This window comes from Serratia sp. CY71090 (assembly GCF_052166845.1).
Classification (GTDB): Bacteria; Pseudomonadota; Gammaproteobacteria; order Enterobacterales; family Enterobacteriaceae; genus Serratia; species Serratia nematodiphila.
On record NZ_JBJNOA010000001.1, the window covers coordinates 1099427 to 1126377 of the forward strand.

The following is a 26951-nucleotide window of genomic DNA, read 5'->3' on the forward strand; positions in this document are numbered from 1 at the left end:
CCTTATGCGCGCGTGGCGATGCGTTCGCCCAACAGCCCGGAGGGGCGGAAAACCAGCACGGCGATCAGCACCAGAAACGCGAACACGTCCTGGTAGTTGCTGCCGAACACGCCGCCGGTCAGCTCGCCGAGATAGCCGGTGCCCAGCGATTCGAACAGCCCCAGCAGCAAACCGCCAAGCATCGCGCCGCGCAGGTTGCCGATGCCGCCGAGCACGGCGGCGGTAAACGCCTTGATGCCGGGCAGAAAGCCCATCGAGAAACCGGCATTGCCGTAGTTGCTGGCCATCATGATGCCGGCCACCGCCGCCAGCGCGCCGCCGAGCGCGAAGGTCAGAACGATGATGCGGTCAGGACTGATGCCCATCAGGCCGGCGACCTGCGGGTTTTCCGCCGTGGCGCGCATGGCGCGGCCGAAACGGCTGTGTTCGACCAGCAGCCAGAGGCCGGCCATCACCGCTACGGCCACCGCCAGCGTGACGATCGCCGTGCCGGTGATCACCGCCGGCGCATGTTCGGCGCTGCCTGCGGTCAGGGCGATGGGCGTCATCGGCAACAGCTGCGGAAACATCAGGGGATTGCGTGACCAGATCAGCATCGCCAGGGTTTGCAACAGCAGCGAGACGCCGATGCCGCTGATCAGCGGGGCCAGGCGCGGTGCATTACGCAACCGGCGATAGGCCAGACGCTCGATCGCCATCGAGGTGATGGCGCAGACCGCCATGGCGAACAGGGCCGCCAGCAGCAGCGTGGCGTAGGGCGATAACGCGGGAAAGTGGTGTTGCAACACGCTTATCGCCGACAGCGCGCTCAGCGCCCCGACCATCAGCACGTCGCCGTGCGCGAAGTTGATGATGCGCAGGATGCCGTACACCATGGTGTAGCCGAGCGCGATCAGCGCATAAATGCTGCCGAGCATCAAACCGTTGACGGTTTGCTGTACCAGCGTATCCATAAGGAGAGTCCGGAGATAATGAGTCAGAGGCTCACAGTAGAGAATTTAAAAAAATTGTAAAATACGGAAAAATACTTTCTTATACAAAAAACGAGTGATTTTAATACATTGATTTTTATGTATATTGAATCCATTCCTTCAGTGTCGATTTCCCAAAAACAGTCAATATATGAAAAAAACAGAACAGTACGATGAGCCATTGCCGATGCTGCCGAACGATCCGCCGCTGCGCGCCGTGCGGGCGTTCGAAGCCATCGCGCGCCTGGGTGGCATCAGCGCGGCGGCTAACGAGCTGATGATTTCGCCTTCGGCGGTCAGTCATCAACTCAAAACGCTGGAGGCATTTTTGCAGATGCCGTTGACTGAACGGCAGGGGCGCAACCTGGTGCTGCGCAGCGAGGGGCGGGAGTACTACCGTTCGATTCGCTCGGCGTTCAACGTGCTGCGGCAGGCGACCGAACACGTGCGTGAACAATCCGCGTCGCGGCAGGTGACCATCAGTCTGATCCCGCTGTTCGGCATGGGCTGGTTCATTCCGCGGCTGCGCGGCTTTCTGCGCGAAAACCCGGATATCGACATCAATGTGGTCTACGCCAACCACCGCAATTACCTGAGCGACGCCGCCGATCTGTCGATCCGCTTCGGGATCGGGCAGTGGACCGGCTATCGCAGCGAGAAGCTGATGTCCGGAAAAATGGTGCCGGTGTGCAGCCGGGCATTCAGTAAACTGCACGGTCTGCTCGATACGCCGGATCAGCTGGCGACGCTGCCGCTGCTGCACGACGAGGAGCGCAATACCTGGATGCAATGGTTTCAGCAGGCCGGCGTCAAGCGCCCGCTGCGCAGTATCGGCCCGATGTTCGAGGATGGATTGTTGACGTTGGCGGCGGTGCAGGCGGGGTTAGGGTGCGCGTTGATGCGTGAACCGTTAATCGCCCACTACCTTGAGAGCGGTGAGTTGATCAAAATGTTCGATCTGCCGATCGACGACGGCCGCGATTATTACCTGTGCGCTCGGCTGGACAGTGAACTGTCGCAGGAAGGCGAAAATCTGCGGCAGTGGCTGCGCCGTGAGGCGGCGGAAAGCCGAGGGGATTAAGCGCCGTTTGGCCATGGCGGCGCGGAACCTTCGAACCGCCCAGCCTGGCGCGGCGATTTGCGCGGCTTGATAGCCGGCAAGAAAAGAAATGTCACAACTGCGGCGCCTATCACACCGTGCAGATTGCATTTCATTCCTGGCCGCCATAACCTGACAAGAAACGGATTGTTACTGACGCGATCAGGCAAAACCTAACTTCTCTCCCGGCATCGAACATGGCCGGATGGGCGGTTAGGTTTTTTTTTGCAAAAGGAGAAGGGAATGAAACTTGTCGTCGCTAATGACTACCAGGAAATGAGTGAGCTGGCCGCCAGCCTGTTGTTGAGTTACATGCTGCGCCCGCAGCGCGTCAATCTGGCCATCACCGCCGGCTCGACGCCTAAACGGATGTATGAGTTGTTGGCTCCGCGCGTCAAGGGCCACGCGGAATTCGCCAACGTGCATTACTATAATTTCGATGAAATTCCTTACGCCGGCCGATCGGGCTATGGCGTCACCATGGAGAATCTGTACCATATGTTCTTCGGCCCGGCGGCGATCCCCGAGCGGCAACTGCACGTCTTGAATTCGGACAACTACCTCCAGCACGATCGGCGTATCGCCGAGGATGGCGGGCTGGATGCAATCGTAATGGGCGTCGGAGCGGACGGGCATTTCTGCGGCAATCTGCCGGGCACCACTGCCTTCGAAGACCGCACTTGTCGGGTGCCGGTTTCCGCCAGGCCGGATATGGCGGACATTTTGCTCAAAGAGGTGGGCGGCCGCACTGAATGGCTGCCCGATCATTACGTCACCCTGGGGCCTGCGAGCGTGATGGCCGCCAAAAAGCTGGTGCTGATCGTCAACGGTTCGCACAAAGCGGACATTTTGCGGCGCATTGTCACCGGCTCTGTCGACGCCGCAGTGCCCGCCAGCATTTTGATGTTGCATCCGGACCTGTTGATTATCGCCGATCGGGAGGCCGCGGCGCTGCTGTCTTAAGCGTTCATCCGGCGCATCTCGCCTCAGAACCAACGGTCATAACCTGCAACCAAAGCGTCTTTCCCTGTGGCACAGAATCAGGCTAGAGTGCGTTTTTTCATGCAGCTGGGGATGACGATGCTGTTCGATTTAAACCGGCAGGCAGCCGAACTGCCCGAGGCCTGGCGTTCCGCCGTGCTGGGCCGCGTCGGTGCGGCCAATATCAAAGTGCTGCGTATGGATGCGCGCAGCATTGCGGATGAAGTGCATGATTACAGTGAAGGGTTGCTGGTGATCAGCGGCCACCTGCGGCTGCAGGTGGCGGGGGAAACGATGGTAGTGCGGGCCGGGCAGCTGTATCAGGCCGCGGCCGGCGTACCGCACCGCGTGTTGCCGGGCAGCGAAGGCACGCTGGTGATTGTCGATCTGCCGGAAGATTAAGCGCCGCCCAAAGCCCTGAGCGCCACGTTCACCGCCGCCAATAACCGCGCTTCTGTGACGCCGTCACGCGCTTGAATCGACAGGCCGTGCAAGAAGACGGCGAAATAGTCCCCCAGGCTGTCGGCGTCGGTGTCGGCCGGCAGTTCGCCGGTTTGCACCGCCTGGCGCAGCCGTTCGACGATCTGCTGCGTGCGCTGCAGCCGATGCTCTGCCAGCCAAACTTTGAGTCCGTCGTTTTCCGCGCTGACGCTGGCGGCGGAGGAGACCACCATGCAGCCCTGCGGCAGATCCGGCCGGCTATAGAGCCGCACGGCATCTTCCAGCAGGCGTTTGATCGCCGGGCGAATGCCGCTTTCCTGCGCGAAGGCGCGATCGGCAAAGCCGCCTTCCTTGGTTTCGTAACTGGCGATCGCCTCGCGGAACAGCTGCTCTTTGGAGCCGAACGCTTTGTAGATGCGCGCGGAAGCAATGCCCAATTCCGCCACCAGATCCGACATCGAGGTGCCTTCGTAACCCTGCCGCCAAAATAAGTTTCGCGCCTTCAAGAGCGCCTGTTCGCGATCGAACTCGCGCGGTCTGCCTGCCATTCGCTGCTCCAATTTACCTGCCATTCAGCGACATAGGATCGCCTAAATCGGCGGGAATACCAATGCCTTTATAAATTTCGCTTGCGGTCGCCGCGCTTTGCTCCCATTGTTTGTCAATCGACAACTAATAGGAGTTTACGATGAAAACCCTCAAAGGTCCAAGCCTGCATCTCGCGCAGTTCAGCGATGAGACAGCGCCGTTCAACAGCCTGCCCGCCATTGCCGAGTGGGCGGCGCAGACCGGTTTTAGCGCGTTGCAGATCCCGGCCTGGGATCGGCGTTTATTCGACGTGGCCACCGCTGCGCAAAGCCAAACCTACTGCGACGATCTGACCGGTATGTTGGCGGAGCATGGGTTGGTGGTCAGCGAACTGACCAGCCATATTTTCGGCCAACTGATGGCGGTGCACCCGGCTTACGATGCGCTGTGCGACAGCTTCGCGCCGCCGGCGCTGCACGGTAATCCGCAGGCGCGCGGCGAGTGGGCGCGGCAGCAAATGCAGCTGGCGGTAAAAGCCTCGGCGCGGCTCGGGCTCAGCGAGCTGGGCACCTTTTCCGGTTCACTGGCCTGGCCCTATCTGTTCCCGTTCCCGCAGCGCCCGGAAGGATTGATCGACGCCGCGTTCAACGAGCTGGCCAAACGCTGGCTGCCGGTGCTCAACGCCTGCGACGAGCAGGGCATCAACCTGTGCTACGAAATTCACCCGAGTGAAGATCTGCATGACGGCGTGACCTACGAGATGTTTCTTGAGCGCGTTGGCCATCATCCGCGTTGCCGGGTGCTGTTCGATCCGAGCCATATGGTGCTGCAGCAGCTCAACTATTTGGAGTTTATCGATATCTATAAAGAGGTTATCGGCATGTTCCACGTTAAGGACGCCGAGTTCAACCCGACCGGGCGCCAGGGCATTTACGGCGGTTATCAGTCATGGATCGATCGCGCCGGCCGCTTCCGCTCGCTGGGCGACGGCCAGGTCGATTTCAACGGCATTTTTTCCCGTTTGACGCAGTATGGCTATCAGGGCTGGGCGACGCTGGAGTGGGAATGCTGCCTGAAAAATCCGCAGGACGGCGCGCGCGAAGGCGCGGCCTTCATTCGCGATCGCATCATCCATGTCACCGACAAAGTGTTCGATGACTTCGCCGGCGCACCGGTCAACCCACAGCAGATTAATGCCTTGCTCGGCATTCGCTGAGCCAGTCCATCACAGGGAGTCACCCCATGAAACAACAAGAGAACGAGATCCTGTTGCAGGATCTCGGGGCGGAACACGTCTATACCCAGGTCAATGGCCAACGTATCCACTGCGTGATAGCCGGTGAAGGGCTGCCGGTGTTGCTGATCCCCGGCTGGCCGCAAACCTGGTACACCTGGCGCCATGTGATGCGCGCCTTGGCGGCGGCCGGTTTTCAGGCGATCGCCGTCGATCCGCCGGGCATCGGCGACTCTGACAAGCCCGTCGGTGGCTATGACACCGGCAGCGTCGGTGCGGCATTGCACGCGATGATGGCGCAACTGGGCCACGAACGTTACCAACTGGTCGGCCACGACATCGGCATGTGGATCGGTTACGCCATGGCGAGCGACTTCCCGCAGGCGGTGGAGCGCCTGGTGCTGACGGAGGCGGTGATCCCCGGTCTGGCGCCGCCGCCGCCGATTTTCGTCGCGCCGGAGGAGAACATCTTCCTGTGGCATTTCATGTTCAACCAGCTGGCGGATTTGCCGGAGACCCTGACCCAGGGGCGCGAGCGGGAGTATCTTGGCTATATCTTCAACCGCTGGTCCTATCGGCGCGACCGGGTGGCGGCTGAGGTCTATATCGCCGCCTATTCGGCGCCGGGCGGCCTGCGCGCCGGATTCGACTATTACCGGGCGATCCCGGAGACCGTTCGCCAGAACCGAGAGCGCGCCGCCACGCCATTGACGATGCCGGTGCTGACGGTGGGGGCGGAGCACGCCACCGGCGACGCGCCGCTGACGACGCTGCAGGGCAATGCGTGCGATCTGCGGGGCGAAACGGTCGCCGGCTGCGGCCATTTCATCACCGAGGAGTGTCATGAAGCGTTTATCGCATTGATTACGCCGTTCCTGGCGGGAGAACAACATGCCGCTTGATGAACGCATCGCCGCCTTTTTGACGGCATCGGCCGATGTGCCGCCGCCCGCGTCGCTGGCGGAAATGCGCGCGGCCACGGAAACCGGTTTGCGCTTGCTGCAGGGCGAAACGGCAGCGAGCGGCGGCGTCAGGGACTATACGGTGGTCGCCGCCGATGGGCACCGGATTGCGCTGCGCGCCTATCTACCGGCGGGGGAAAGGCGCGCTGCCGCACAACCGGCGATGCTGTTCGCCCACGGCGGCGGCTGGTGCCTCGGTTCGCTGTCGCTGTATGACCAGCCCTGCCAGGCGCTGGCTAACGCCACCGGCCGGGTGATCCTGTCGGTCGACTACCGTTTGGCGCCAGAGTATCCGTTTCCGCAGCCGCTGGAAGATGTCTACCAGGCGCTCTGCTGGGTGGTGCAACAGGCGCCGCAGTTAGGGATCGACGCGCAGCGCCTGGCGGTGGGCGGCGACAGCGCCGGGGGCAATCTGGCGGCGGCGGTCGCGTTGCTGGCGCGGGATCGCGGCGGCCCGCATATCGAGCGCCAGCTGCTGCTGTACCCGGCGCTCAGCCGCGAAATGGCGACGGAGAGCTATCGCGAGTTTGCCGAGGGGCACTTTCTGACGCGCGACGCGATGGTATTTTGTTGGCAGCAGTATCTGGCTCAGCGGCGCGAACCCTACGGCGAACCGCTGCACGCCGCCACGCTGCGCGGGTTACCGCCGGCCACCATTCTGAGCTGCGAATATGATCCGCTGCGCGATGAGGCCGAGGAGTATGCGCAGCGGCTGCGCGAGGCGGGCGTGGCGGTACGCTGCGAACGGTTGCCGGGCGTGGTGCATGCCTGTATTCACATGTTGGGGCTGACCCCGGCGGCGCGGCGCCTGTTCGAGCTGGCTCGCGAGTAAAAAAAAGCCCCGCATTGCGGGGCTTTCTGGCTATTCATCCGGCGCGCGATTAACGGCCGGCGACGGTGACGAAACGGGTTTCCAGGTAGGATTCGATCGCTTCGCTGCCGCCTTCGGTGCCGTGACCGGAGTCTTTCACGCCGCCAAACGGCGTTTCCGGCAGGCCAAAACCGATGTGGTTGATGCTCAGCATGCCGCTCTCCACGTCGCGCCCCAGCGCATTGACGGTGGCGATGTTACGGCTGTAGGCGTAGGCGGCCAGCCCGTACGGCAGTCGGTTGGCTTCGGCGATCGCCTCGTCGTAGGTGGCGAACGGGCGCAGCAGGGCGACCGGGCCAAACGGCTCTTCCGACATGGCGCGCGCGCTCAGCGGCACGTCGCGCAGCACCGTCGGCTCGAAGAAGTTGCCTTTGCCCGCCACGCGTTTGCCGCCGGTGCTGGCCTTCGCTCCGTGGGCGATAGCGTCCTGCACCAGCGCCTCGATATTGTCGACGCTGCGGCCCAGCACCATCGGGCCCATCGTCACGCCGTCTTCCAGCCCGTTGCCGAGCTTGAGCTCACGCACCGCGGCGGTGAATTTCTCCACGAAGGCCTCGTAAACGCCTTGCTGGATCAGGAAGCGGGTCGGGGCGATACAGACCTGGCCGGCGTTGCGGAACTTCGACTGCGCCAGCTCTTTGGCCGCCGCGTCGAGATCGGCGTCGTCAAAGATCAGCACCGGCGCGTGGCCGCCCAGCTCCATGGTGGCCTTTTTCATATGCTGGCCGGCCAGCGCCGCCAGATGTTTGCCCACGCGGGTGGAGCCGGTGAAGGAGATCTTGCGAATGGTCGGATGCGGGATCAGGTATTCCGAGATTTCCGCCGGGGTGCCGTACACCAGTGCGATCACCCCGGCTGGGATACCGGCGTCGGCGAAGGCTTTGATCAGCTCTGCCGGTGAGGCCGGGGTTTCTTCCGGGCCTTTGACGATGATGGAACAGCCCGCCGCCAGAGCGGCGGACAGCTTGCGCACGATCTGGTTAATCGGGAAGTTCCACGGTGTGAAGGCGGCCACCGGGCCGACCGGCAGCTTGAGGGTTTGCTGCTGCACGTCGCGAGCGCGGGACGGAATGATCTGCCCGTAGGTGCGGGTGGCTTCGCCGGCGAACCAGTCGATAACGTCGGCGGCGTTGAGAATTTCAATCTTGGCCTGCGCCACCGGCTTGCCCTGTTCCTGCGTCATGATGGCGGCGATGGCGTCGGCGCGTTCGCGCAGCAGCGCAGCGGCTTTGCGCATCAGGTCGGCGCGCTGGTGTGCGGCGGTGTTTCGCCAAACGTTAAACCCGCGCTCGGTGGCGGCCAGCGCCAGATCGAGATCTTCTGTGGCGGCGTGCGCCACCTGACCGATGATCTCGTCGGTAGCGGGGTTGGAGACCGGCAGGGTTTTCCCGGCCAGCGCGTTGCGCCATTGTCCATCGATATACAGTTGAGTATCCGGATACATTGTTGCCTCTTGTTTGCGGAGTGTCAGGGGCCGATGAGTTTTGCGATGCGGCCCGTCTGAAAGGGACAGGGACCTTAACCCTACGCCGAATGGCGGCGATCGTCCAGGCGAGGGGCACGAAAGGACCAGGGCGGCTACTCAACCGGCGATGTTTTGGCTATGCTGAGCAGATTGTCAGCACGGATGAGGAGGTCGGGTGCAAGGGGTTCCACAACAGTTTCCGTTCGAGAAGGACTGCGCGCAGTTCCGGCATTTGTCGCATCTGCCCGGCGTCGAACTCTATCAGGCGCACATTGAGCGCTATGCCTTCGAGCCGCATACCCACGACGCCTTCGCCATCGGCACCGTAGATACCGGAGCCGAGCGTTTTCGCTATCGCGGGGCGCAGCACCTGGCGGCGCCGGGCGCGCTGGTACTGATGAACCCGGATGAGCTGCATACCGGCGAAGCCGAAACGCCGGGCGGCTGGTGTTATCGCATGCTCTATCTGGCGCCCGAGGCGCTGGAGCAGCTGTCCGGCGATCGGAGCCAGTGGTTTACTGATGCGGTGCGTCACGATCCGCGGGCGGCGCAGCGCCTGTCCGCCATTCTCGCCATGCTGTGGCAAACCGAGGATCCGCTCACGCTCGACGGCCTGCTGTTGGAGGCCGTCGAGTTGCTGCACCCGCACATCCGCACCGGGCAGCGAGAGAAAGCCGAGGCGGCGCACCGTTTCGAGGTGGTGAAAAGCTACCTGCACGATAATTACGCCGAGGCCATAACCCTCCACCAACTGGCCGATCTGGTCTCGCTCAGCCCCTATCATTTCCAGCGCAGGTTCAAGGCTGAATATCATGTCTCGCCGCAGCAGATGCTGATGGCGATCCGGTTGTCGCAGGCTAAACGCATGCTGGAGCGCGGCATGCCCGCCGCACAGGTGGCGGCGGCGGCGGGGTTGACCGATCAGGCGCACCTGACGCGCGCGTTCGCTAACCGTTACGGCGTCACGCCAGTGCGTTTCCAGAAACAGGTGAAATTGGGCTAAAACAGCAACCTGCTACAATAATTCCTCCCCGCGTTTTCGCTACTCTGCCACTGTCTTGTCGGGCGGGTTGGCCGCGCCGGCCGTTTGTCGGAGTCGTTATGTTCATTGGCGTTGTGTTTGCCCTGGCCGCCGGGCTGATGTGGGGACTGATTTTCGTCGGCCCGCTGCTGGTACCGGACTATCCCGCCGCGCTGCAGTCCACCGGGCGCTATCTGGCCTTTGGGCTGATCGCCTTGCCGCTGGCCTGGTTCGATCGCCGCCGTCTGCGCAAGCTGCGGCGCCAGGATTGGTGGGAAGCGCTCAAGCTGACGGCCATCGGCAATCTGCTGTACTACCTGTGCCTGGCCAGCGCTATTCAGCGCACCGGCGCGCCGGTCTCGACCATGATCATCGGCACCTTGCCGGTGGTGATCGCCATCTGCGCCAACCTGTTTTACGGCCGGCACGACGGGCGCCTGGCCTGGGGCAAGCTGGCGCCGGCGCTGCTGCTGATCGTCTGTGGATTGGCGTGCGTGAACGTCGCCGAGCTGCGCGGCAATGCGGTATCGATCGACGGCTGGCGCTATCTCAGCGGTCTTGGGCTGGCCGTGTTGGCGGTGGCATGCTGGACCTGGTTCCCGCTGCGCAATTCACGCTGGCTGCGGGAGAACCCGACGCAGCGGCCGGCCACCTGGGCCACGGCGCAGGGGCTGGTGACGCTGCCGCTGGCGCTGCTGGGCTATCTGGCGGTCTGCGGCCAGCTGGCGCTGAGCGAGCCGGCGTTCGCCTTGCCGTTCGGCCCGCGCCCTGAGGTGTTTATTCCGCTGATGCTGATCATCGGCGTGTTCTGCTCCTGGCTGGGGGCGCTGTGCTGGAACGAAGCCAGCCAGCGGCTGCCGACGGTGTTGGTGGGGCCGCTCATCGTGTTCGAAATTCTGGCGGGGTTGGCGTATACCTTTCTGCTGCGCCAGGCCTGGCCGCCGTTGCTGACGCTGGCCGGCATCGTCTGTTTGATCGCCGGCGTGGTGTACGCCATGCGCATCAAGCCGCAGCCGGTGGTGGTGGCGTTGGAGGACAAGCCGAGGTGACGCCCGCCGCAGCGGCGGGCGCGGGGGTTAACGCTTGCTGTGGTGAATGATCTCTTCGGCCACGTTGCGCGGCGCTTCGGCGTAGTGGCTGAATTCCATGGTGTAGGTGGCACGGCCCTGCGACATCGAACGCAGAGTGGTCGAGTAGCCGAACATCTCGGACAGCGGCACCTTGGCGCGAATTTCCTTGCCGCCACCGCCCGGGATCTCTTCCATGCCCTGCACCAGACCGCGGCGTGAGGAGAGATCGCCCATCACGTTGCCGGCGTAATCCTCCGGCGTTTCTACCTCCACCGACATGATCGGCTCCAGGATCACCGGATCCGCCAGACGGCAAGCTTCCTTGAAGCCGAAGATTGCCGCCATGCGGAACGCCTGTTCCGACGAGTCGACGTCATGGTAAGAACCGAAGGTCAGGTGCACCTTGACGTCCACAACCTGGTAACCGGCCAGCACGCCGTTGTTCAGTGCCTCGAGCACGCCTTTTTTCACCGCCGGGATAAACTCGCCCGGAATGACGCCGCCCTTGATCTCATCGAAGAACTCGAAGCCTTTGCCGGGTTCGTTCGGCTCGACGGTCAGCACCACATGGCCGTATTGCCCCTTGCCGCCGGACTGACGCACGAACTTGCCTTCCACATCGGCCACCCGTTTGCGGATGGTTTCGCGGTACGACACCTGCGGCTTGCCGGTGGTGGTCTCCACCCCGAATTCACGGCGCATGCGATCGACGATAATCTCCAGGTGCAGCTCGCCCATGCCGTAGATAATGGTCTGGCCGGATTCTTCATCGGTGCGCACCCGGAACGACGGATCTTCCGAAGAGAGGCGCTGCAGCGCGATGCCCATTTTCTCCTGGTCGCCCTTGGTTTTCGGCTCGATCGCCTGGGCTATCACCGGCTCGGGGAAGGTCATGCGCTCCAGCGTAATGATGGCGCCGGGATCGCACAGCGTATCGCCGGTGGTGACGTCCTTCAGGCCGACGCAGGCGGCGATGTCGCCTGCGTGCAGCTCGTCGATGTCCTTACGATCGTTGGCGTGCATTTGCACGATCCGGCCGATGCGCTCCTTTTTGCCCTTGATTGGGTTATAAACGCTGCTGCCTTTGGCCAGCACCCCGGAATAGACGCGCACGAAGGTGAGTTGGCCGACGAACGGGTCGGTCATCAGCTTAAACGCCAGCGCCGAGAATTTTTCGTTGTCGTCGGCTTTGCGAGTGATGATTTCATCGTGTTCGCCGTGGCCCTCCATCGGCGGCACATCGAGCGGCGAGGGCATCAGCTCGATCACCGCGTCCAGCATGCGCTGCACCCCTTTGTTGCGGAACGCCGATCCGCACAGCATCGGTTGGATTTCACCGGCGACGGTGCGCACCCGCAGCCCGTGGACGATCTCCTCTTCGCTCAGCGGCATCTGGTTGAGGTATTTCTCCATCAGTTCTTCCGAGGCTTCGGCGGCGGCCTCAATCATGTTTTCACGCCACTCCTGCGCCGAATCGCGCAGCTCTGCCGGGATTTCTTCGAAGCTGAAGTTCATGCCCTGCGAGGCTTCGTCCCACAGAATGGCCTTCATCCGCACCAGATCCACCACGCCGCTGAAGTGATCTTCGGCGCCGATAGGGATAACGATCGGCACCGGGTTGGCTTTCAGGCGCTCGATCATCATTTTGCGCACGCGGAAAAAATCCGCGCCGATGCGGTCCATCTTGTTGACGAACGCCAGCCGCGGCACCTTGTACTTGTTGGCCTGACGCCAGACGGTTTCCGACTGCGGCTGCACGCCGCCCACCGAGTCATAGACCATCACGGCGCCGTCCAGCACGCGCATCGAACGTTCCACTTCAATGGTGAAATCGACGTGCCCGGGGGTATCGATGATATTGATGCGGTGCTGCGGATAGTTATGCTGCATGCCGTTCCAGAAGCAGGTGGTGGCCGCCGAGGTGATGGTGATGCCGCGCTCCTGTTCCTGCGCCATCCAGTCCATGGTCGCCGCGCCGTCATGCACTTCACCCAGCTTGTGGCTGACCCCGGTGTAAAACAGAATCCGCTCGGTGGTGGTGGTCTTGCCGGCATCGATATGCGCGGAGATGCCGATATTGCGGTAACGTTCGATAGGGGTGGTGCGAGCCATAATCAACCTTTCTTAGCCGCGTGAAGGAGAGCGGCTTAAACAGCATGGATAATGGTGATAATCCTCATAGGGTTATCCGTCGGATCGCAGAGCCTCGCTCTGGTCACAAACTAATCGTAGTTGAAGGCGTTGGTTTTTTTAAGCGATGGCTGTGATAGATGAAAGTTTGCACGCAGGCGAAGAAAAGGCGAAAAAAAGGCCCATAACGGGCCTGTTGTCGAGCGGCGTTCGCCGCTTATTTGCGTCCCAGCAGGAAGCCGAAAACGATGCCGACCGCTGCCGCAACGGCCACGCCGGCCAGCGGGTTGGCTTCCACCTGCGTTCTTACGCTGTCCGCGGCGTCTCGGGCGGCATAGCTGGCCTGGGAGGCGTATTTGCGCGCCGCGCCGCGCACCTGATGCTCCGGCGAATCAACGGCTTTGCCGAACGCTTCTTCTACCGCGCCCGCGGCTTCATTGGCTTTGTCTTCCGCTTTTCCAAACATGCTGCTCTCCTGTTCCTTGTGGGATAATGAACCCTAAGCCTAGCAGGCAAACGACGTTTTTTGCAGCATTCTGTGCGTTATAAGAGCAATCCGAGCAGAGAAAAGTCTTGCCGGGCGCGCGGTGACGGCTTCACCCGCGCGGCTTTTTGTGTTCTATTGGCTAGCGGTTTAACCGGATACCGTTACCCTTTGACCGATTCGTTGAGTTGAAAGGACTCCCCATGTCAGTACTGCGTATTCTGGCGCTGCTCGCCGCGACTGCCGCCGCGTTGCCCGCTCAGGCTAAGCCTGCGCTCCACGGGGCGGCGGCCGGGAACGGCATTCGTTGGCAATCTTGTCTCAACAGCGGCTTTCAGCGTTGGTTCGATGAAGCGCCGCCGGCGGGGCTGCGCTGCGGCTATCTCGAGGTGCCGCTGGCGTACGCCACGCCTCCCGCCCATTCGGCGCAGGCGGGCGAACAGACCGTGCGCCTGGCGCTGACCCTGCTGCCCGCCACCGGGCCGAAAAAGGGCAGCGTGGTGACGATCAGCGGCGGGCCGGGCCTGCCGGGCATCAACCCCTATTTAGGCAACGACGCCCACGTCGCCAGGCTGCGTAAATCCTACGATATCATCGGTTACGATCCGCGCGGCGTCGGCCAATCGACGCCGAAAATCTCCTGCCAGCTGGCTGAAGGTGACGAACTCCCTGAACCGGACGACAACGACGTGGCCGGCGCGGAGAACCAGACGCGCGCCCTGATTGCCGCCTGCATCAAACAGACCGGCGCGGACGTGCTGCAACATATCGGCACCGACGAAGCGGTCAACGATCTGAACGCGATCCGCCACGCGCTGGGCGAGCCAGGGCTGACGGCGGTGGCGTACTCTTACGGCACCAAGGTGGCGGCGCTGTATGCCGAGCGTTTTCCGAAGAAAACGCGCGCGCTGGTGCTGGACGGGGTGGTGGATCTGGCTGAGGACGATTTCACCCAGCGGCTAAACCAGGAACGGGGTTTCCAGCAAAGCTTCCTGCGCTTCGCCGCCTACTGCGGTAAAACCGACAGCTGTCAGCTGGGCGGCGGCGCCAATCAGGCGCTGCAGCGCTATCACGCCTTGCTGCGCAAGCTGCACGATCAACCGTTCGTCACCGCAGCGGGCTATGAAATCTCCGCCGACGACGTGTTGACGGTCACGCGTTCGCTGTTATTGTGGCCGGAGCGCTGGCATGAGCTGGCCACCGTGCTGCGCCAGCTCGATGCCGGCATCGCCGGGCAGCAGGTTTCCGATCTGATCGACGAAAGCTATTCGCCGGATGCCGATGACGCCCTGAACGTCATCACCTGCGCCGACGTCGCCAACCCGACGGCCGATCCGCAGCAGTTGCGCCGGCAGCGGCAGGAGATCAATACCGCCGCTTTGTATGCCCACTATCTGCCGCTGCACGAATACCCGCTGGAAATGTGCGATCTGTGGCCGTACCGCGGCAAAGATCGGCCGCACACCCCGGCGGCGTCCGCCGCGCTGCCGCCGCTGCTGTTCGTCGCCCAGCGCTACGATCCGACCACCCCGTACCGCAACGCGCAAGTGATGGCCGCCGCCTTTAAAAGCCCGCTGATCACCCGCGAACGCGACGGGCATACGCTGGCGCTGAACGGCATCGACAGCTGCGTTGACGAAAGCGTGGTGGATTATCTGCTGGCGCCGAAAAAGCCGCGCCGTGACAAGATTTGCCGCTGAGAAGGCCGGGGAGCAGCCCGGCCTTAAGTGAGTCAGCCGGCGAAAATATGCGCCTGGCCCATCACGTTGAGAGTGACCTGAGAACCGGGCTGCAGGCCTTCGCGGCTGACGGTTTTGATCTCGATTTGCGCGCCGCCGGCGACCATCCGCAGGTTGAGCGTAGAGACGAAGCCGGCGAAATCAATGCCGGTGATCACCGCCTGGCCGCGCTGCGCCGGATCTGACAAGCCGATTTGAATCTGCTCCGGGCGCAGCATGATGCGCGCCGGGCCGCTGCGTTGGCGATCGTCGACGGCGATGCGCCCCAGTGCGCAGTCGGCCCAGCCGTGCGCCAGTTCAGCGGTCAACACCAGCGTTTCGCCAAGGAAGCTGGCGGTCGGTTCATCGACCGGGCGCAGATAAAGATCCTGCGGCGCGCCCACCTGCGCCAGCCGGCCATTGCGCATCACCGCCACCTGATCGGCGAACGACAGCGCCTCGCTCTGATCGTGGGTGACCAGGATCGACGCTACTTTGGCCTCCGTCAGCAGTTCGGCCACCGCTTTTCGGGTGGCGGCGCGCAGGCCGGTATCCAGCGCCGAGAACGGCTCGTCCAGCAGCATCAGCCGGGGTTGCTGCGACAGAGCGCGCGCCAGCGCGACCCGCTGCTGCTGCCCGCCGGACAGTTCATGCGGCCACAGGGCCGCCAGACGGCGATCCAGCGCCACCATCTCCATTAACGCCTCGATGCGATGCTGTTTCTCGCGTTTGCTGCCCTTGAGGCCAAAACCGATGTTGCCGGCGACGGTAAAGTGCGGGAACAGCGCGCCATCCTGCGGAACGAAGCCGATGCCGCGCAGATGCGCAGGCACCCAGCCGCCGCCGTTGCCCATGGCTTGCCCCTGCAGCAGGATCTGGCCGCCGTCGGGGATTTCAAAGCCGGCGATGATGCGCAGCAGAGTGGTTTTGCCGGAGCCGGAAGGGCCGACGATCGCCGTGCGACTGCCGGCGGTAACCTGCAGGTCAATGTGTTCCAGCACTCTGATGGCGTTGTAAGATTTTCCGATACCGTGCAGTTCAAGCGTGCTCATAGTCCCGCCGTGCGTTTAGATTGAGAATAAAGAAGCCAGGTGAGCGGCAGCGACAGCGCCACCATAATCAGCGCATAAGGCGCGGCGGCGACGTAGTCGATCTCGCTGGTCAGCGCCCAGAAGCCGGTGGCCAGCGTGCGGGTGCCGTTCGGCGCCAGCAGCAGCGTGGCGGTCAGTTCATTGGCGATCGCCAGGAATACCAGCGCCGCGCCCGCAGCGGCGCCCGGCGCCGCCAGCCGCAGCGTGGTGCTCCACAACGCCTGCGCCGGCGATTTGCCCAGGCTGCGCGCCACGTTTTCCAACTCCACCGGCGCCTGTGCGATACCGGCGCGCAGATTGATCAGCGCCCGCGGCATAAACATCAGCAGATACGCCAGCAGCAGGGTGATTTCGGTCTGGTAAATCGGACGGAAGCTGTGAATGGTGATGGTCACCAGCGCCAGCGCCACCACGATGCCGGGCAGCGAACTGGTTACGTAGTTGCAGCCTTCCAGCACCCGATACAGCCGGGCCGGATAGCGCACCGACAGCCAGGCCATCGGAATGGCGCACAGCGTAATCAGCAGCGCGCCAGAGGCGGACAGCGACAGCGTTTGCCACAGCGCGGGCCACAGATCGGCGTTGCGCCACACCTCGAATCCACCCAGCCACAGCCAGCGGGCCAGGGTGATGAAAGGCACGCCCAACGCCAGCGCAGTCAGCGCGATCGGCAGCAGCAGCGCCAGCGCGGCGAGCGGCGGCGAAAGGCGGCGCGGCGTTTGGCTGCGGGCGCTGCCGGAACCGACGCGGGCATAGCGCGCGCGGCCACGGCTTATCGCCTCAAGCAACAGCAGCCCCAGGCAGCACAGCACCAACACGCCGGCCAGCATGTTGGCCGCCGGGCCGTTGAAGGTCGACTGGAACTGATCGAAGATCGCGGTGGTGAAGGTATCGAAACGGATCATGGCGTACAGGCCATACTCCGCCAGCAGGTGCAACGCGATCAGCAGCGAGCCGCCCCAGACCGCCAGTTTCAGCTGCGGCAATACCACGCGGAAAAACACCGCCGGCGGCCGGGAGCCGAGTGAGGTGGCGACGTCCTCGATACCGGGATCCAGGCGACGCAGCACGGCGGCGGCAGGCAGGTAGATAAACGGGAAGTAAGTGAGCACCGAGATGAAAACGCCTGCGCCCAGGCCGTGCATCGACGGCACCAGGCTGATCCAGGCATAGCTTTGCACGAAGGCCGGCACCGCCAGCGGCGCGGTCGCCAATACCGCCCAGAGACGGCGGCCCGGCAGCGTGGTGCGTTCGGTCAACCAGGCCAGGGCCACGCCCAGCACGGCGCAAATCGGCAGCGTCAGTACCACCAACAGCAGGGTATTCAACAGCAGTTCCGCCACGCGCGGGCGGAAAACCAGTGCTTTGACCGTTTGCCAGCCGGTTTCAACCGCCACGCCGATAACGAATCCCAGCGGCAACAGCGCCAGCAGCGACAGCAACACGGCGCTGACCACCACGATCGCCCCTGGCCGCGGGTGACGGGGGACAACAGAATAACGCCGCGCGGTCTGCGCGGCGTGGGTACTCAGGTTTGACATAACGATCAAAAACTCTCGGTTTGCTGGCGGGCCTTACAGCAGGCCGGCCTCGGTCATCAGTTCGACAACTTTCTTACTGTTCAACTGCGCGGCGTCTACCTTCGGCGCGTCCAGATCTTTCAGCGGCACCAGTTTCGGGTTGGAGGCCGCGCCGACGCCGACGGCGTATTCGAAGGCGTTGTTGGTGCGCAGGATTTCCTGGCCCTGTTTGCCGGTGATCCACTTGATGAACGCCTGCGCCTGCTGCTGATGCTTGCTGGAAGCCAGCACGCCGCCGCCGGAGATGCTGACGAAGGCGCCCGGATCCTGATGTTTGAAGTAATACAGCTTGATGTTTTTGCTGTTCTCGCCGGTTTTCGCGCCGTCCACGAACGGGTAGTAGTGATAGATCACGCCGCTGTCGATCTGGCCGGCATTGACCGCTTTCATCACCGTGCTGTTGCCTTTATAGGCGGTAAAGTTGGTTTTCATCGCTTTCAGCCACGCCAGCGTGGCTTTCTCGCCTTTCAGCTCCAGCAGCGCGCTGACGATCGCCTGGAAATCGGCGCCCGACGGCGAAGCGGCCCAGCGGCCTTTCCATTCCGGCTTGGCCAGATCCAGCAGTGACTTCGGCAGCTGCGCGTCGCTCAGTTTGGCCGGGTTATAAACAAATACGGTAGAGCGGGCGGCGATGCCGATCCAGCGGCCGTGGCTTGGGCGATATTGTGGTTCCACCTGCGCCAGCGTGGCGGCGTCCAGCGGGGCGAACAGCTTGGCGTTATCCACCAACACCATCGCCGGGGAGTTTTCCGTCAGAAACACGTCGGCAGGTGAAGCGCTGCCTTCCTGTACCAGTTGGTTGCCCAGTTCGCTGTCGCCGCCGTTGCGCAGCGTCACCTTGATGCCGGTGTCTTTGGTAAATCCGTCGACCCAGGATTTCACCAGATTTTCATGCTGGGCGTTATAAATAACGATGCCCTGGTCGGCAGAGGCCGCCTGAGCGCCAAAGGCCAGCATCATCGAGGAGGCGAGCAGGGCGACGGGGCCGAGAGATGAAATACGCAGCTTCATGCAGTTATCCTTTTTAGCGTTCGAATGAAGAAAACGAATATCGCCTGGCGAGCGCAAGCAGGCCGATTTTAGCCAAGAACATCAATAATGATAGTGAAAACGATTCGTATTAAATTATTTTTGACGATCGCTCACAAAATGAATTGTCCTAAGGATAAGTTAAGCTTCGGCTGGAATAATCTGTATTGATTGCCTGAATTTATGTCACCGCCGGTTCACGGCGTTCCTGACGGCAATGCCGGTCTCCGCGTTTATCCTCGTGTTTTTCATCGTTCTGTCGCCAGTACTTCTTTGATAATGAAAGAAATTCAACACCGCTTTTGGTTATGACTCATAGCGATTAATGATTTAATTTATTCCACTGCCTCATTGCATATTAAACGCGATAAAACACTAATCAGGGATATCGACGTGAAATATTCATTTAATGGCAAGAAACTGGCTGGTTTAATCCTCCTGGCTTTTAACGCTACGGCTGCCCATGCCGCCGAGGTGCCGGCAGGCGTTAAACTGGCGGCGGTGCAAGAACTGGTGCGCGCCAACGGGTATGAGCCGGCGACGCTGGATCCAAACCTGGCCGAAAGCAATGTGGAGTTCTACATCTTCAACGATCTGTTCGAAGGCTTGCTGCGCGTCGGAAAAGACGGTGAAGTGATCCCGGCACTGGCGCAGACGTGGGAGCATCAGGGCAACGTCTGGACTTTCCATCTGCGGCCGCAGGCCAAATGGTCGAACGGCGATCCGGTGACTGCCGACGATTTTGTATACAGCTGGCGGCGCCTCACCGATCCGAAAACCGCCTCGCCGTACGGCAGCTATCTGGCTTCGGCCTACGTGCTGAATGCGGCGGCGATCAACGCCGGCAGCAAACCGCCGAGCGAGCTGGGCGTCAAGGCGCCGGATGCGCACACTCTGCAGGTGACGCTGTCGGAGCCTAATTCCTATCTGCTCAAGCAACTGGTGCATTTCCCGGTTTTGCCGGTTAACCGCAAGGTGGTGGAGCAGTACGGCAAAAACTGGACGCAGCCGGCGCACTTTGTCGGCAACGGGGCGTTCCGCCTCAGCCAGTGGGTGGTGAACGAAAAGGTGGTGGTGGAACGTAACCCGCAGTATTGGGATAACGCCAATACCGTGCTCAACAAGGTCACCTTCTTGCCGATCCAGGGCTTCCCTGAAGTGGCGCGTTTTCGCGCCGGTGAGGTTGAATTGGGGTATACCACGCCGCCGGAGCTGTATCAGCAGCTGAAAAAAACGCTCGGCGAGCAACAGCTGGTAACCTATCCGCTGCTCTCCACCAGCTATTTCGCCTTCAACAACCGCCAGGCGCCGTTTAACGACGTGCGGGTGCGCCAGGCGCTGAACCTGGCGCTGGACAAAGAGATTATCGCCGGCAAAGTGTTGGGATACGGCCAGCAGCCGGCCTGGACCTTTACCCCAACCGGGGCGGGCGGCTATAGCCTGCAGCCCGGCGCCGCGGCCGGTTTGACGCCGGAACAACGCCACGCCCAGGCGAAGCAACTGCTGGCGCAGGCCGGTTTCAACGCCGAGCATCCGCTGCGCTTTACCGTGCTGTACAGCAACGACGCCACCATCAAGAAGATCGTCATCGCCGCCGCCGCCATGTGGAAAAAGAACCTTGGCGCAGAGGCCACCTTGCAAAGCCAGGAGCGCAAAGTCACGCTGGACAATATCAACCGCGGGCAGTACGGCGTGGCCTTTACCCGCTGGCTGGCGGATTACAACGATCCGTCTACTTTCCTGAACGTGTTCCGTTCCGACAGCAGCGAGAACAGCCCCAAATACCGCAATCCGGAGTACGATCGCATTCTGCATCAGGCGACGGCGGCGCCGACACCGCAGCTGGTGCAGCAATATTTCCAGCAGGCCGAGGCGGTGCTGGCCGTCGATACGCCGGTCGCGCCGGTGTACTACGAAGCCAACGCCACGCTCATCAAACCTTACGTGAAGGGGATCGACTTTACTCGTCAGGGCGCCTTATACGATAAAAACGTCTACATTCTCGAACACTGAAAAATAAAAAACGGCTGATTTATATCAGCCGTTTTTATAAATGGCCGTTTAATTAACATTATCCTAAATACTCCATAAACGACGGGCAATCTTTTCTTCCCGCCGGATAGAACAACGCCTATACTGCGCCGGTAGTTTATATGCAGTATCTCGTTTGGCGAGGCTCCTATACAAACACAGGTTACTGATCTGACGACATCGAGAGATGCCCAAGGTTAAGACAGGCTTTATCGGATTAAGGTTCAGCCCAAAGTAACTTCCGAGCAACAACTCGGATACGTTGTATAGTGCTAAAACCTGGACGCGGAGATAGGCAGTCTGCACTCCCTCTGTGGTTACGCCCCTATGCGATTCGCTGTTGAAGTTCACAACAGAAATAGGGACTGACAAAATGATCAAGTCACATCAACACTATTCTTCTCCGGCGCTGAACGCGACTGAAACTCTCGACGAGACTTCGGTCGCCGGTTATATGAACGCCGATTTTATTACCGTTCCCGCAACGATGACGGTCAATCATGCCCGGGAATATTTACTTTCGCAGCTCAAAACGGACGAAATTCCCAGCCGGGTATTTATTACCGCGGACGATTATCATCTGCGCGGCACACTGTCGGTGAAAAAACTGTTGCAGTGCGAAGAACAGGATAAAGCCGTCGGCGTAATGATGGATTACAGCTATTTCCAGGTTTCACCCGACGATGACCGTAACGACGTGGCGCATCTGCTGGGCAAAGGGGGGCTGGACGTGGTGCCGGTGGTGGCCAATAACACGCTGGTCGGCGTACTGGGCGAGCGTGAGATCGCCCGGCTGGTCGAGGATGAAAACACCGAGGATGCACAACGCCAAGGCGCGAGCCTGCCGCTGGACAAGCCTTATCTGGAGACCAGCCCGTGGGCGCTGTGGCGCAAACGCTCGGTGTGGCTGCTGATGTTGTTCGTGGCCGAAGCCTACACCGGCAACGTACTGAAAGCGTTTGAAGATCAGCTTGAAGCGGCGATTGCGCTGGCGTTCTTTATCCCGCTGCTGATCGGCACCGGCGGCAACAGCGGCACCCAGATCACCTCGACGCTGGTGCGCGCCATGGCGCTGGGAGAGGTCAGCCTGCGCAACCTGGGCGCGGTGATCCGCAAGGAGGTCACGACCTCGCTGCTGATCGCCGTCACCATCGGCCTGGCGGCCTGGGTGCGCGCCTGGATCATGGGCGTCGGCATGGAGGTGACGCTGGTGGTCAGCCTGTCGCTGGTGGCGATCACCGTGTGGAGCGCCATTGTTTCGTCGATCATCCCGATGCTGCTGAAACGTCTCGGCATCGATCCTGCCGTGGTGTCGGCGCCGTTTATCGCCACCTTTATCGATGGCACCGGCCTGATTATTTATTTCAAAATCGCCCAGCACGTTTTGGGTATTTAAACCGCTCCGCCCGTAAAGGGCGGAAATGTGACAAACCTGAGGAGGACGTTAAAAACCATGGACGCCGACCAACCCCGATATTTAACGCAAGGGGATTTTATCGATAACATTTAACCTGAGGACAAAATAATGGGAAACATGACTATTTTTATGGGATTCCTGGCAATGATCAGCTCACTAGGCCTGTTGGCGGCCTATATGAGCACCAAATGGGATGATTGATGAACGCTAAAGATCCGCCTAGATGCATCCTCCCCGTAACCGCTATTTATTATGGGGAGGATTTAGCGGCGCGCTGAACGCGCGGCCTGATACGGGAGTTGATAATAATGACGATTCTTATTCTGGGGTTGCTCTACGCCATTTTAATGATTTCGGTGGGGGTGAATGAGATTTATTTTTATTCCACCGGAAAATCCAATTTTCTTACTAGCCTCATGCTGACTTTCTCTGGCAGTATGCTGCTGATCGCCTTTGTCTGGCAATTATCCTCTAAAGTAAAAAAATAAATCACCGTCCGAATGTGAGCAGCATCATGCAAAATGAAAAACAGGCCGTGGCCAGAAACTCGATGATCGCCAGCGGGTTGCTGGCCACGGGCAAATTCGTCGCCGGCATTTTTACCGGCAGTATTGGCCTGATATCCGAAGGGATCCACTCTTTCACCGATTTTATCGCCACCAGCATCACCTGGCTGGCGGTGCGCATCAGCGATAAACCCGCCGATGACGATCACCACTTCGGCCACGGCAAGGTGGAAAACCTGGCGGCGCTGTTCGAGGTGTTGCTGTTGCTCGGCGCCGCCGGTTGGATCGTCTACGAGGCGGGCAGCAGCCTGTTTGGGCAGCCGCATGAGATCGTCGCGGCGCCGGTGGTGATCGCGGTGCTGCTGATTTCCATTTGCGTCGATTTTTTCCGCGTGCAGGCGCTCAACCGCGTCGCCAAGGCGACCGACAGCGCGGCGCTAGAGGCGGATGCGCTGCATTTCTTCTCCGACATGCTTTCGTCCGGCGTGGTGCTGCTGGGCATGGTGTTTGTGCTGCTGGGCTTTGGCCGTGCGGACGCCATCGCCGCGCTGATCGTCGCCGGTTTTATCTTTGTCGCGGCAATCAAACTGGGTAAACGCTCCTTCGACTCGCTGATGGATACCGCGCCCGCCGGAGCCACCGAGGCGATTCGCGCCACGCTGGACAGCTTCCCGGCGGTGCTGGCCTGCGACAGCGTGCGCATTCGCAACGCCGGCGCCGTACTGTTTGTCGAGATCACGCTGGCGGTGTGCCGCACCTTGCCGCTGGAGCGCATCGATGCGCTCAAGCGAGAAATCGTCGAACGACTGCGGGAGCAGTATGCCAAGGCGGAGTTTACCGTCATCGCGGTGCCACAGACCCGCAGCGACGAAGACATGGCGACGCGCATTCGGGCGATCGCCGCCAATCACGGCGCGCAGGTGCAGAATGTCACCTTGCAGCAGTTGCCGACGCACATGGCGATCGGCATGGATTTGGCGGTGCCGACCAACGCCAGCGTGGCGCAGGCGCATGATATCGCCACGGAGATAGAAGGGATCCTGCGTCAGGCGATCGGCGAGGACACCGAGATAGAGACCCATCTGGAGCCGCAGACGCCGCACTGGCTGACCAGCGAGGATGTTTCCGCCGCCGAGCTGGCCGATATCCGGCTGATTTTGCAGTCGGCGCTGGAGCAGGGGGATAAGGTGCAAGACGTGCACAACATCCGGGCGCGCAGAACCGACGGCGGCATCATCGTCAACTTCCACTGCCGGGTGTCGCCGGCGGTAACCATCGCCGCCGCGCACGATGCGGTCGATCGGGTCGAGCGGCGGCTGCGCGCGCTTTATCCGGCCATCTCACGCGCGATAGGGCACGTCGAGCCGATCAAGCCCTGCGTTTGAATCAGCTCGGCCAGTTGCGGATAGAGCGCCGCGTTGGCCAGCAGCAGCGGGTTGCCGCGCCGCAGCCCGTTGTGGTGCATAAAGTCATTCGCCACGCCGCCGGCTTCGCGCGTCAGCACCAGCCCTGGCAGGCTGTCCCAGGCGTTCATATGCGGTTCGTAATAGCCCAGCAGGCGCCCGGCGGCCACCTGGGCGGTCATCAGCGCGCCGGAACCATTGCGCACAAACATCCCTCCCGCCTGCAGCAGGCGACAGAGAAAGCCGCTGAATTCCGCCGCCGAGGCGCGTGGTGAGATCCCAACGCCCAACACGCCATCCGCGACGCTGCGCCCGGCATGCACGCCGATCGGTTCCCCGTTGAGGAAGGCGCCTTGGCCGCGGCAGGCGCGGAACATCTCGCGGTGGTTGGGATCGTAGACCACGCCGATCGTCGGTTCACCGTCGATCACCACGCTTATCGCGATACACCAGGTATGCAGCCCGTTCAGGAAGCAGGCGGTGCCGTCAATCGGATCGACCACCCAAATACAGGCGGCATTATCGCCGCTGCCGCCGCTCTCTTCGCCGAGAAACCCCCATCCAGGGGAAACCGACGGTTGATCATACGGCGGATCAGCGACTCGACGCGGCGATCGGCTTCGCTGACCACGTCCTGCAGGCCCTGTTTAAACTCGACGGCCAGACTTTGCCGGCGTTGATAAAAGCTGAAGGCGAGATCGGCGGCGGCGCGGGCGATCTCACGCGCGAAGCGGTAGCGCGCCTCGATGTCCCGTGGAGAGAGTGACGTCATGGAGTGCCTGATAACGAAAAAAAGAATGGCAGTAGCCTGCCAGAGAATGATGAAAGTAATGTGTCGCTCAGCGCTGCGGATAAAACAAGCGCTGCGTGTCGCGCCTCAAGCCGCCGGCGGCACGCGGTTTTTGCAAAGAGGAAAAAACAGGCCGCCGGGCGGCGGCCTGTGGGATTAGCCCAGATGCAACCGGGCGGTGATGTCGGCAATCTCGCGGCGCCAGCGCGCCTGAAGCTCCGGTTTTTGATGCTTCGGTTTACGCGCCAGGTCGGCCTCCAGTTTGCTTTCGAGGGCAAACAGGGCGGTCAGCAACGCCTCTTCGCCTTCCAACTGCGGGTTTGGCGTCGGGGCGTCTGCGTTGGCCTCGTGCGCCGTCGGCAGCGCCGGCGTTTCACCCGCCAGACGCTGGTACACCGGCGCCAGATCGTGCCACTCCTCCAGTTTTTGTTGGTCTATCAGCCAAAAGCGGTTGCAGCTCTGTTCGATCAGCATCCGATCGTGGGTGACCAGCATGACGGCGCCGGGGAACTGACGCAGCGTTTCCGCCAGCTCCTCTTTGCCCGCCATATCCAGGTGGTTGGTGGGCTCGTCCAGCAGCAGCAACGAATGGTTGGCCAGCGTCAGGCCGACAAGCAGCAACCGTGAACGCTCGCCGCCGCTCAGCGAACGGATCTGCTGATGGTGGCGCAGGTAAGGGAACCCGGCGCCGATCAGCGCCATTTTCCGCTGTTCCTCGGTCAGCGGCGCAAACTGCACCAGCGCTTCGCTCACCGTGTCTTCATCGCGCAGCTGTTGCAGGCTCTGATCGTAATAGCCGATGCGCACGCGCGGATGGAACAGCGCCGGGCGCTGCGTTTGTTGCTGATACTCGCGCCACAGCAGGCGCAACAGCGACGATTTTCCGCAGCCGTTGCGCCCGACGATGGCGATGCGATCGCCGCTTTTCACGCGCAGATGTTCCAGGCTGAACAGCACCGGCGCATCCGGCGCCGGGCGCACCGCCCAGTGCGGCAGCGCCAGCAGGCGATCGGCGTCCAGCGCTTCTCCCTGCAGCCGCAGCCGCCACGGGCTGCCGGCGGTCAGGGTGGTCTGTTCTTCCTTCAACCGATCGACGCGCTTCTCCATTTGCTTGGCCTTGCGCGCCAGATCTTCGTTGTCGTAGACCTTGCCCCAGGTCGCCAGGCGCTTGGCGCTTTTTTCCACCCGGTCGATTTCCTTTTGCTCGGCGTGGCGCCGCTGTTCGTCCGCGGCGTCCTGTTCCGCCAGCGCGCCGCGTGCCGCAGAGCAGGGCAAACGGAAGAACTGCAGCGTTTTGTCGCGCAGGATCCAGGTGCAGTTGGTTACCTGGTCGAGCAGGTAGCGATCGTGCGACACCAGCACGAAGCTGCCGGTCCAGTTACGCAAGAACTGTTCCAGCCACAGCAGCGTGGGCAGGTCCAGGTGGTTGCTGGGTTCGTCGAGCAGCAGCAGATCGGGTTGGCGGATCAGCGCGCGCGCCAACAGCAGCCGCGTATGCTGACCGCCGCTGAGGGCGCCGGCGGTCAACGTCCAGCTCTCTGGTTCAAACCCCAGCTCGGCCAGTAGCGCTTCGCAGCGCCAGCGTTCGCTGAGGTGTTGGCCTGCAGGGAGCCGCGCCAGAACCGCATCCAGCAGGGTACTGGCGTGCAGCTCCGGCGGCAGATGCTGCTCAATGCGCGCCATCAGACATTGATGTGACAATGTCACCGATCCGGTGTGCGCAGGCAGGTCGCCGCTGAGAATTTGCAGCAGGGTGCTTTTGCCGCAGCCGTTATCGCCGATCAAACCGATGCGGTCGCCTTTTTTCAGGCTGAAGGAAATCTCGCTTAGCAGGACGCCGAACGCGTTGTCGTAACCGACAGATTGTGCAGACAGTAATGTGCTCATTGCTTACTCAAGAGTTACAGGCATGACAATGCCTATCGTCAAACATTGCTGACGACAACCCGGTAAGCCGGAGGGAAGATCCTGGATTTAGTAAGCTTCGCTCAAGCTGGGTTATCGCAGCACGATACCGGTAATGCTTGAGCGGCGACGATTACCAAAGAAGTGTGAGTGAAAAACCAATTCACACGTCAGCATAGTAAGTCTCCTTTTATTGGTTGCAGGTTAATCGGTGGCTGGATTAT

General features: G+C 61.6%; 23 protein-coding genes, 1 pseudogene and 1 riboswitch. Of the genes and pseudogenes, 14 read left to right on the forward strand and 10 right to left on the reverse strand.

Annotated features, from left to right (window positions below; all coding sequences use genetic code 11):
* Positions 1–2: 2 nt before the first annotated feature.
* Positions 3–953, reverse strand: coding sequence for a branched-chain amino acid ABC transporter permease (locus tag ACJ8OK_RS05220; protein ID WP_021503755.1), 951 nt, complete (start codon positions 951–953; stop codon positions 3–5).
* A gap of 169 nt (positions 954–1122) precedes the next feature.
* Between ACJ8OK_RS05220 and ACJ8OK_RS05225 the strand changes: the two genes are divergently transcribed.
* The 3 genes from ACJ8OK_RS05225 (at position 1123) to ACJ8OK_RS05235 (ending at position 3453) form a co-directional block, all read left to right on the forward strand.
* Positions 1123–2052 (forward strand): LysR substrate-binding domain-containing protein, encoded by a 930-nt coding sequence (locus tag ACJ8OK_RS05225; protein ID WP_033632971.1) that lies wholly within the window; start codon positions 1123–1125, stop codon positions 2050–2052.
* Between the two features lie 261 nt (positions 2053–2313).
* Positions 2314–3033 carry a glucosamine-6-phosphate deaminase gene (locus tag ACJ8OK_RS05230; RefSeq protein ID WP_033632972.1) on the forward strand — a complete coding sequence of 240 codons (720 nt, stop codon included), beginning with the start codon at positions 2314–2316 and terminating at the stop codon, positions 3031–3033.
* Between the two features lie 117 nt (positions 3034–3150).
* Complete coding sequence (locus ACJ8OK_RS05235; protein ID WP_033633644.1) at positions 3151–3453, forward strand: cupin domain-containing protein; 303 nt, start codon at positions 3151–3153, stop codon at positions 3451–3453.
* Here ACJ8OK_RS05235 and ACJ8OK_RS05240 read toward each other — a convergent pair.
* Positions 3450–4040, reverse strand: coding sequence for a TetR/AcrR family transcriptional regulator (locus ACJ8OK_RS05240; RefSeq protein WP_033632973.1), 591 nt, complete (start codon positions 4038–4040; stop codon positions 3450–3452). The genes ACJ8OK_RS05235 and ACJ8OK_RS05240 overlap by 4 nt on opposite strands.
* A gap of 140 nt (positions 4041–4180) precedes the next feature.
* On the opposite strand from ACJ8OK_RS05240, the gene ACJ8OK_RS05245 reads away from it, so the two are divergent.
* From ACJ8OK_RS05245 to ACJ8OK_RS05255, 3 genes are read left to right on the forward strand one after another with little or no spacing between them, the layout of a single operon-like run.
* A complete protein-coding gene (locus ACJ8OK_RS05245) occupies positions 4181–5236 on the forward strand; it encodes a sugar phosphate isomerase/epimerase family protein (protein ID WP_033632974.1) in 1056 nt (351 codons plus the stop codon).
* Between the two features lie 26 nt (positions 5237–5262).
* Positions 5263–6156 carry an alpha/beta fold hydrolase gene (locus tag ACJ8OK_RS05250; RefSeq protein WP_048323630.1) on the forward strand — a complete coding sequence of 298 codons (894 nt, stop codon included), beginning with the start codon at positions 5263–5265 and terminating at the stop codon, positions 6154–6156.
* Entirely contained in the window at positions 6146–7048 is a 903-nt protein-coding gene (locus ACJ8OK_RS05255) for an alpha/beta hydrolase (RefSeq protein ID WP_442530421.1), read from the forward strand. The genes ACJ8OK_RS05250 and ACJ8OK_RS05255 overlap by 11 nt, the downstream gene beginning before the upstream one ends.
* Before the next feature lie 49 nt (positions 7049–7097).
* Here the strand turns inward: ACJ8OK_RS05255 and ACJ8OK_RS05260 are convergent, their stop codons facing one another.
* Positions 7098–8531: an NAD-dependent succinate-semialdehyde dehydrogenase gene (locus ACJ8OK_RS05260; RefSeq protein WP_442530422.1), complete on the reverse strand. Its 1434-nt coding sequence runs from the start codon at positions 8529–8531 to the stop codon at positions 7098–7100.
* 196 nt (positions 8532–8727) lie between these two features.
* On the opposite strand from ACJ8OK_RS05260, the gene ACJ8OK_RS05265 reads away from it, so the two are divergent.
* Together ACJ8OK_RS05265 and ACJ8OK_RS05270 are read left to right on the forward strand one after the other, a co-directional pair.
* Entirely contained in the window at positions 8728–9555 is an 828-nt protein-coding gene (locus tag ACJ8OK_RS05265; RefSeq protein ID WP_171454073.1) for an AraC family transcriptional regulator, read from the forward strand.
* Between the two features lie 98 nt (positions 9556–9653).
* On the forward strand, positions 9654–10622 hold the full coding sequence (locus tag ACJ8OK_RS05270; protein ID WP_265260707.1) for a DMT family transporter: 969 nt from the start codon (positions 9654–9656) through the stop codon (positions 10620–10622).
* A gap of 27 nt (positions 10623–10649) precedes the next feature.
* Here the strand turns inward: ACJ8OK_RS05270 and fusA are convergent, their stop codons facing one another.
* Positions 10650–12755: an elongation factor G gene (gene fusA / locus ACJ8OK_RS05275; RefSeq protein WP_103085303.1), complete on the reverse strand. Its 2106-nt coding sequence runs from the start codon at positions 12753–12755 to the stop codon at positions 10650–10652.
* A gap of 235 nt (positions 12756–12990) precedes the next feature.
* Positions 12991–13239, reverse strand: a complete 249-nt coding sequence (locus ACJ8OK_RS05280; protein ID WP_004938127.1) for a glycine zipper domain-containing protein — start codon at positions 13237–13239, stop codon at positions 12991–12993.
* Positions 13240–13460: 221 nt separating this feature from the next.
* On the opposite strand from ACJ8OK_RS05280, the gene ACJ8OK_RS05285 reads away from it, so the two are divergent.
* A complete protein-coding gene (locus ACJ8OK_RS05285; RefSeq protein ID WP_033632981.1) occupies positions 13461–14957 on the forward strand; it encodes an alpha/beta hydrolase in 1497 nt (498 codons plus the stop codon).
* A 32-nt stretch (positions 14958–14989) separates the two neighbouring features.
* Here ACJ8OK_RS05285 and ACJ8OK_RS05290 read toward each other — a convergent pair whose 3' ends face one another.
* The 3 genes from ACJ8OK_RS05290 to ACJ8OK_RS05300 are packed head-to-tail and all read right to left on the reverse strand — an operon-like array spanning position 14990 to position 18657.
* Entirely contained in the window at positions 14990–16027 is a 1038-nt protein-coding gene (locus ACJ8OK_RS05290; RefSeq protein ID WP_021503743.1) for an ABC transporter ATP-binding protein, read from the reverse strand.
* Positions 16024–17607 (reverse strand): ABC transporter permease, encoded by a 1584-nt coding sequence (locus tag ACJ8OK_RS05295; protein WP_442530423.1) that lies wholly within the window; start codon positions 17605–17607, stop codon positions 16024–16026. Before ACJ8OK_RS05295 ends, ACJ8OK_RS05290 begins: the two co-directional genes overlap by 4 nt.
* A 33-nt stretch (positions 17608–17640) precedes the next feature.
* Entirely contained in the window at positions 17641–18657 is a 1017-nt protein-coding gene (locus ACJ8OK_RS05300) for an iron ABC transporter substrate-binding protein (protein WP_082996773.1), read from the reverse strand.
* A gap of 411 nt (positions 18658–19068) precedes the next feature.
* Between ACJ8OK_RS05300 and ACJ8OK_RS05305 the strand changes: the two genes are divergently transcribed.
* The 5 genes from ACJ8OK_RS05305 to ACJ8OK_RS05325 all read left to right on the forward strand — a co-directional run bounded on the left by ACJ8OK_RS05305 (position 19069) and on the right by ACJ8OK_RS05325 (position 24014).
* Positions 19069–20688: an ABC transporter substrate-binding protein gene (locus ACJ8OK_RS05305; RefSeq protein ID WP_099032646.1), complete on the forward strand. Its 1620-nt coding sequence runs from the start codon at positions 19069–19071 to the stop codon at positions 20686–20688.
* Between the two features lie 142 nt (positions 20689–20830).
* Positions 20831–21004: riboswitch (M-box (ykoK) riboswitch) on the forward strand.
* 75 nt (positions 21005–21079) lie between these two features.
* Positions 21080–22102, forward strand: coding sequence for a magnesium transporter (locus ACJ8OK_RS05310; RefSeq protein WP_004938111.1), 1023 nt, complete (start codon positions 21080–21082; stop codon positions 22100–22102).
* 138 nt (positions 22103–22240) lie between these two features.
* A complete protein-coding gene (gene mgtS, locus ACJ8OK_RS05315; RefSeq protein WP_369803928.1) occupies positions 22241–22324 on the forward strand; it encodes a protein MgtS in 84 nt (27 codons plus the stop codon).
* Positions 22325–22431: 107 nt separating this feature from the next.
* Positions 22432–22611 (forward strand): hypothetical protein, encoded by a 180-nt coding sequence (locus tag ACJ8OK_RS05320; RefSeq protein WP_004938106.1) that lies wholly within the window; start codon positions 22432–22434, stop codon positions 22609–22611.
* 26 nt (positions 22612–22637) lie between these two features.
* Entirely contained in the window at positions 22638–24014 is a 1377-nt protein-coding gene (locus ACJ8OK_RS05325; protein WP_442530424.1) for a cation diffusion facilitator family transporter, read from the forward strand.
* On the opposite strand, the pseudogene ACJ8OK_RS05330 reads toward ACJ8OK_RS05325, so the two are convergent.
* A pseudogene (locus ACJ8OK_RS05330) lies at positions 23957–24804 on the reverse strand (inositol monophosphatase family protein). The gene ACJ8OK_RS05325 and the pseudogene ACJ8OK_RS05330 sit on opposite strands and share 58 nt — an antisense overlap.
* Positions 24805–24978: 174 nt before the next feature.
* Positions 24979–26709, reverse strand: coding sequence for an ABC-F family ATP-binding cassette domain-containing protein (locus tag ACJ8OK_RS05335; protein ID WP_442530425.1), 1731 nt, complete (start codon positions 26707–26709; stop codon positions 24979–24981).
* Positions 26710–26951: the final 242 nt, after the last annotated feature.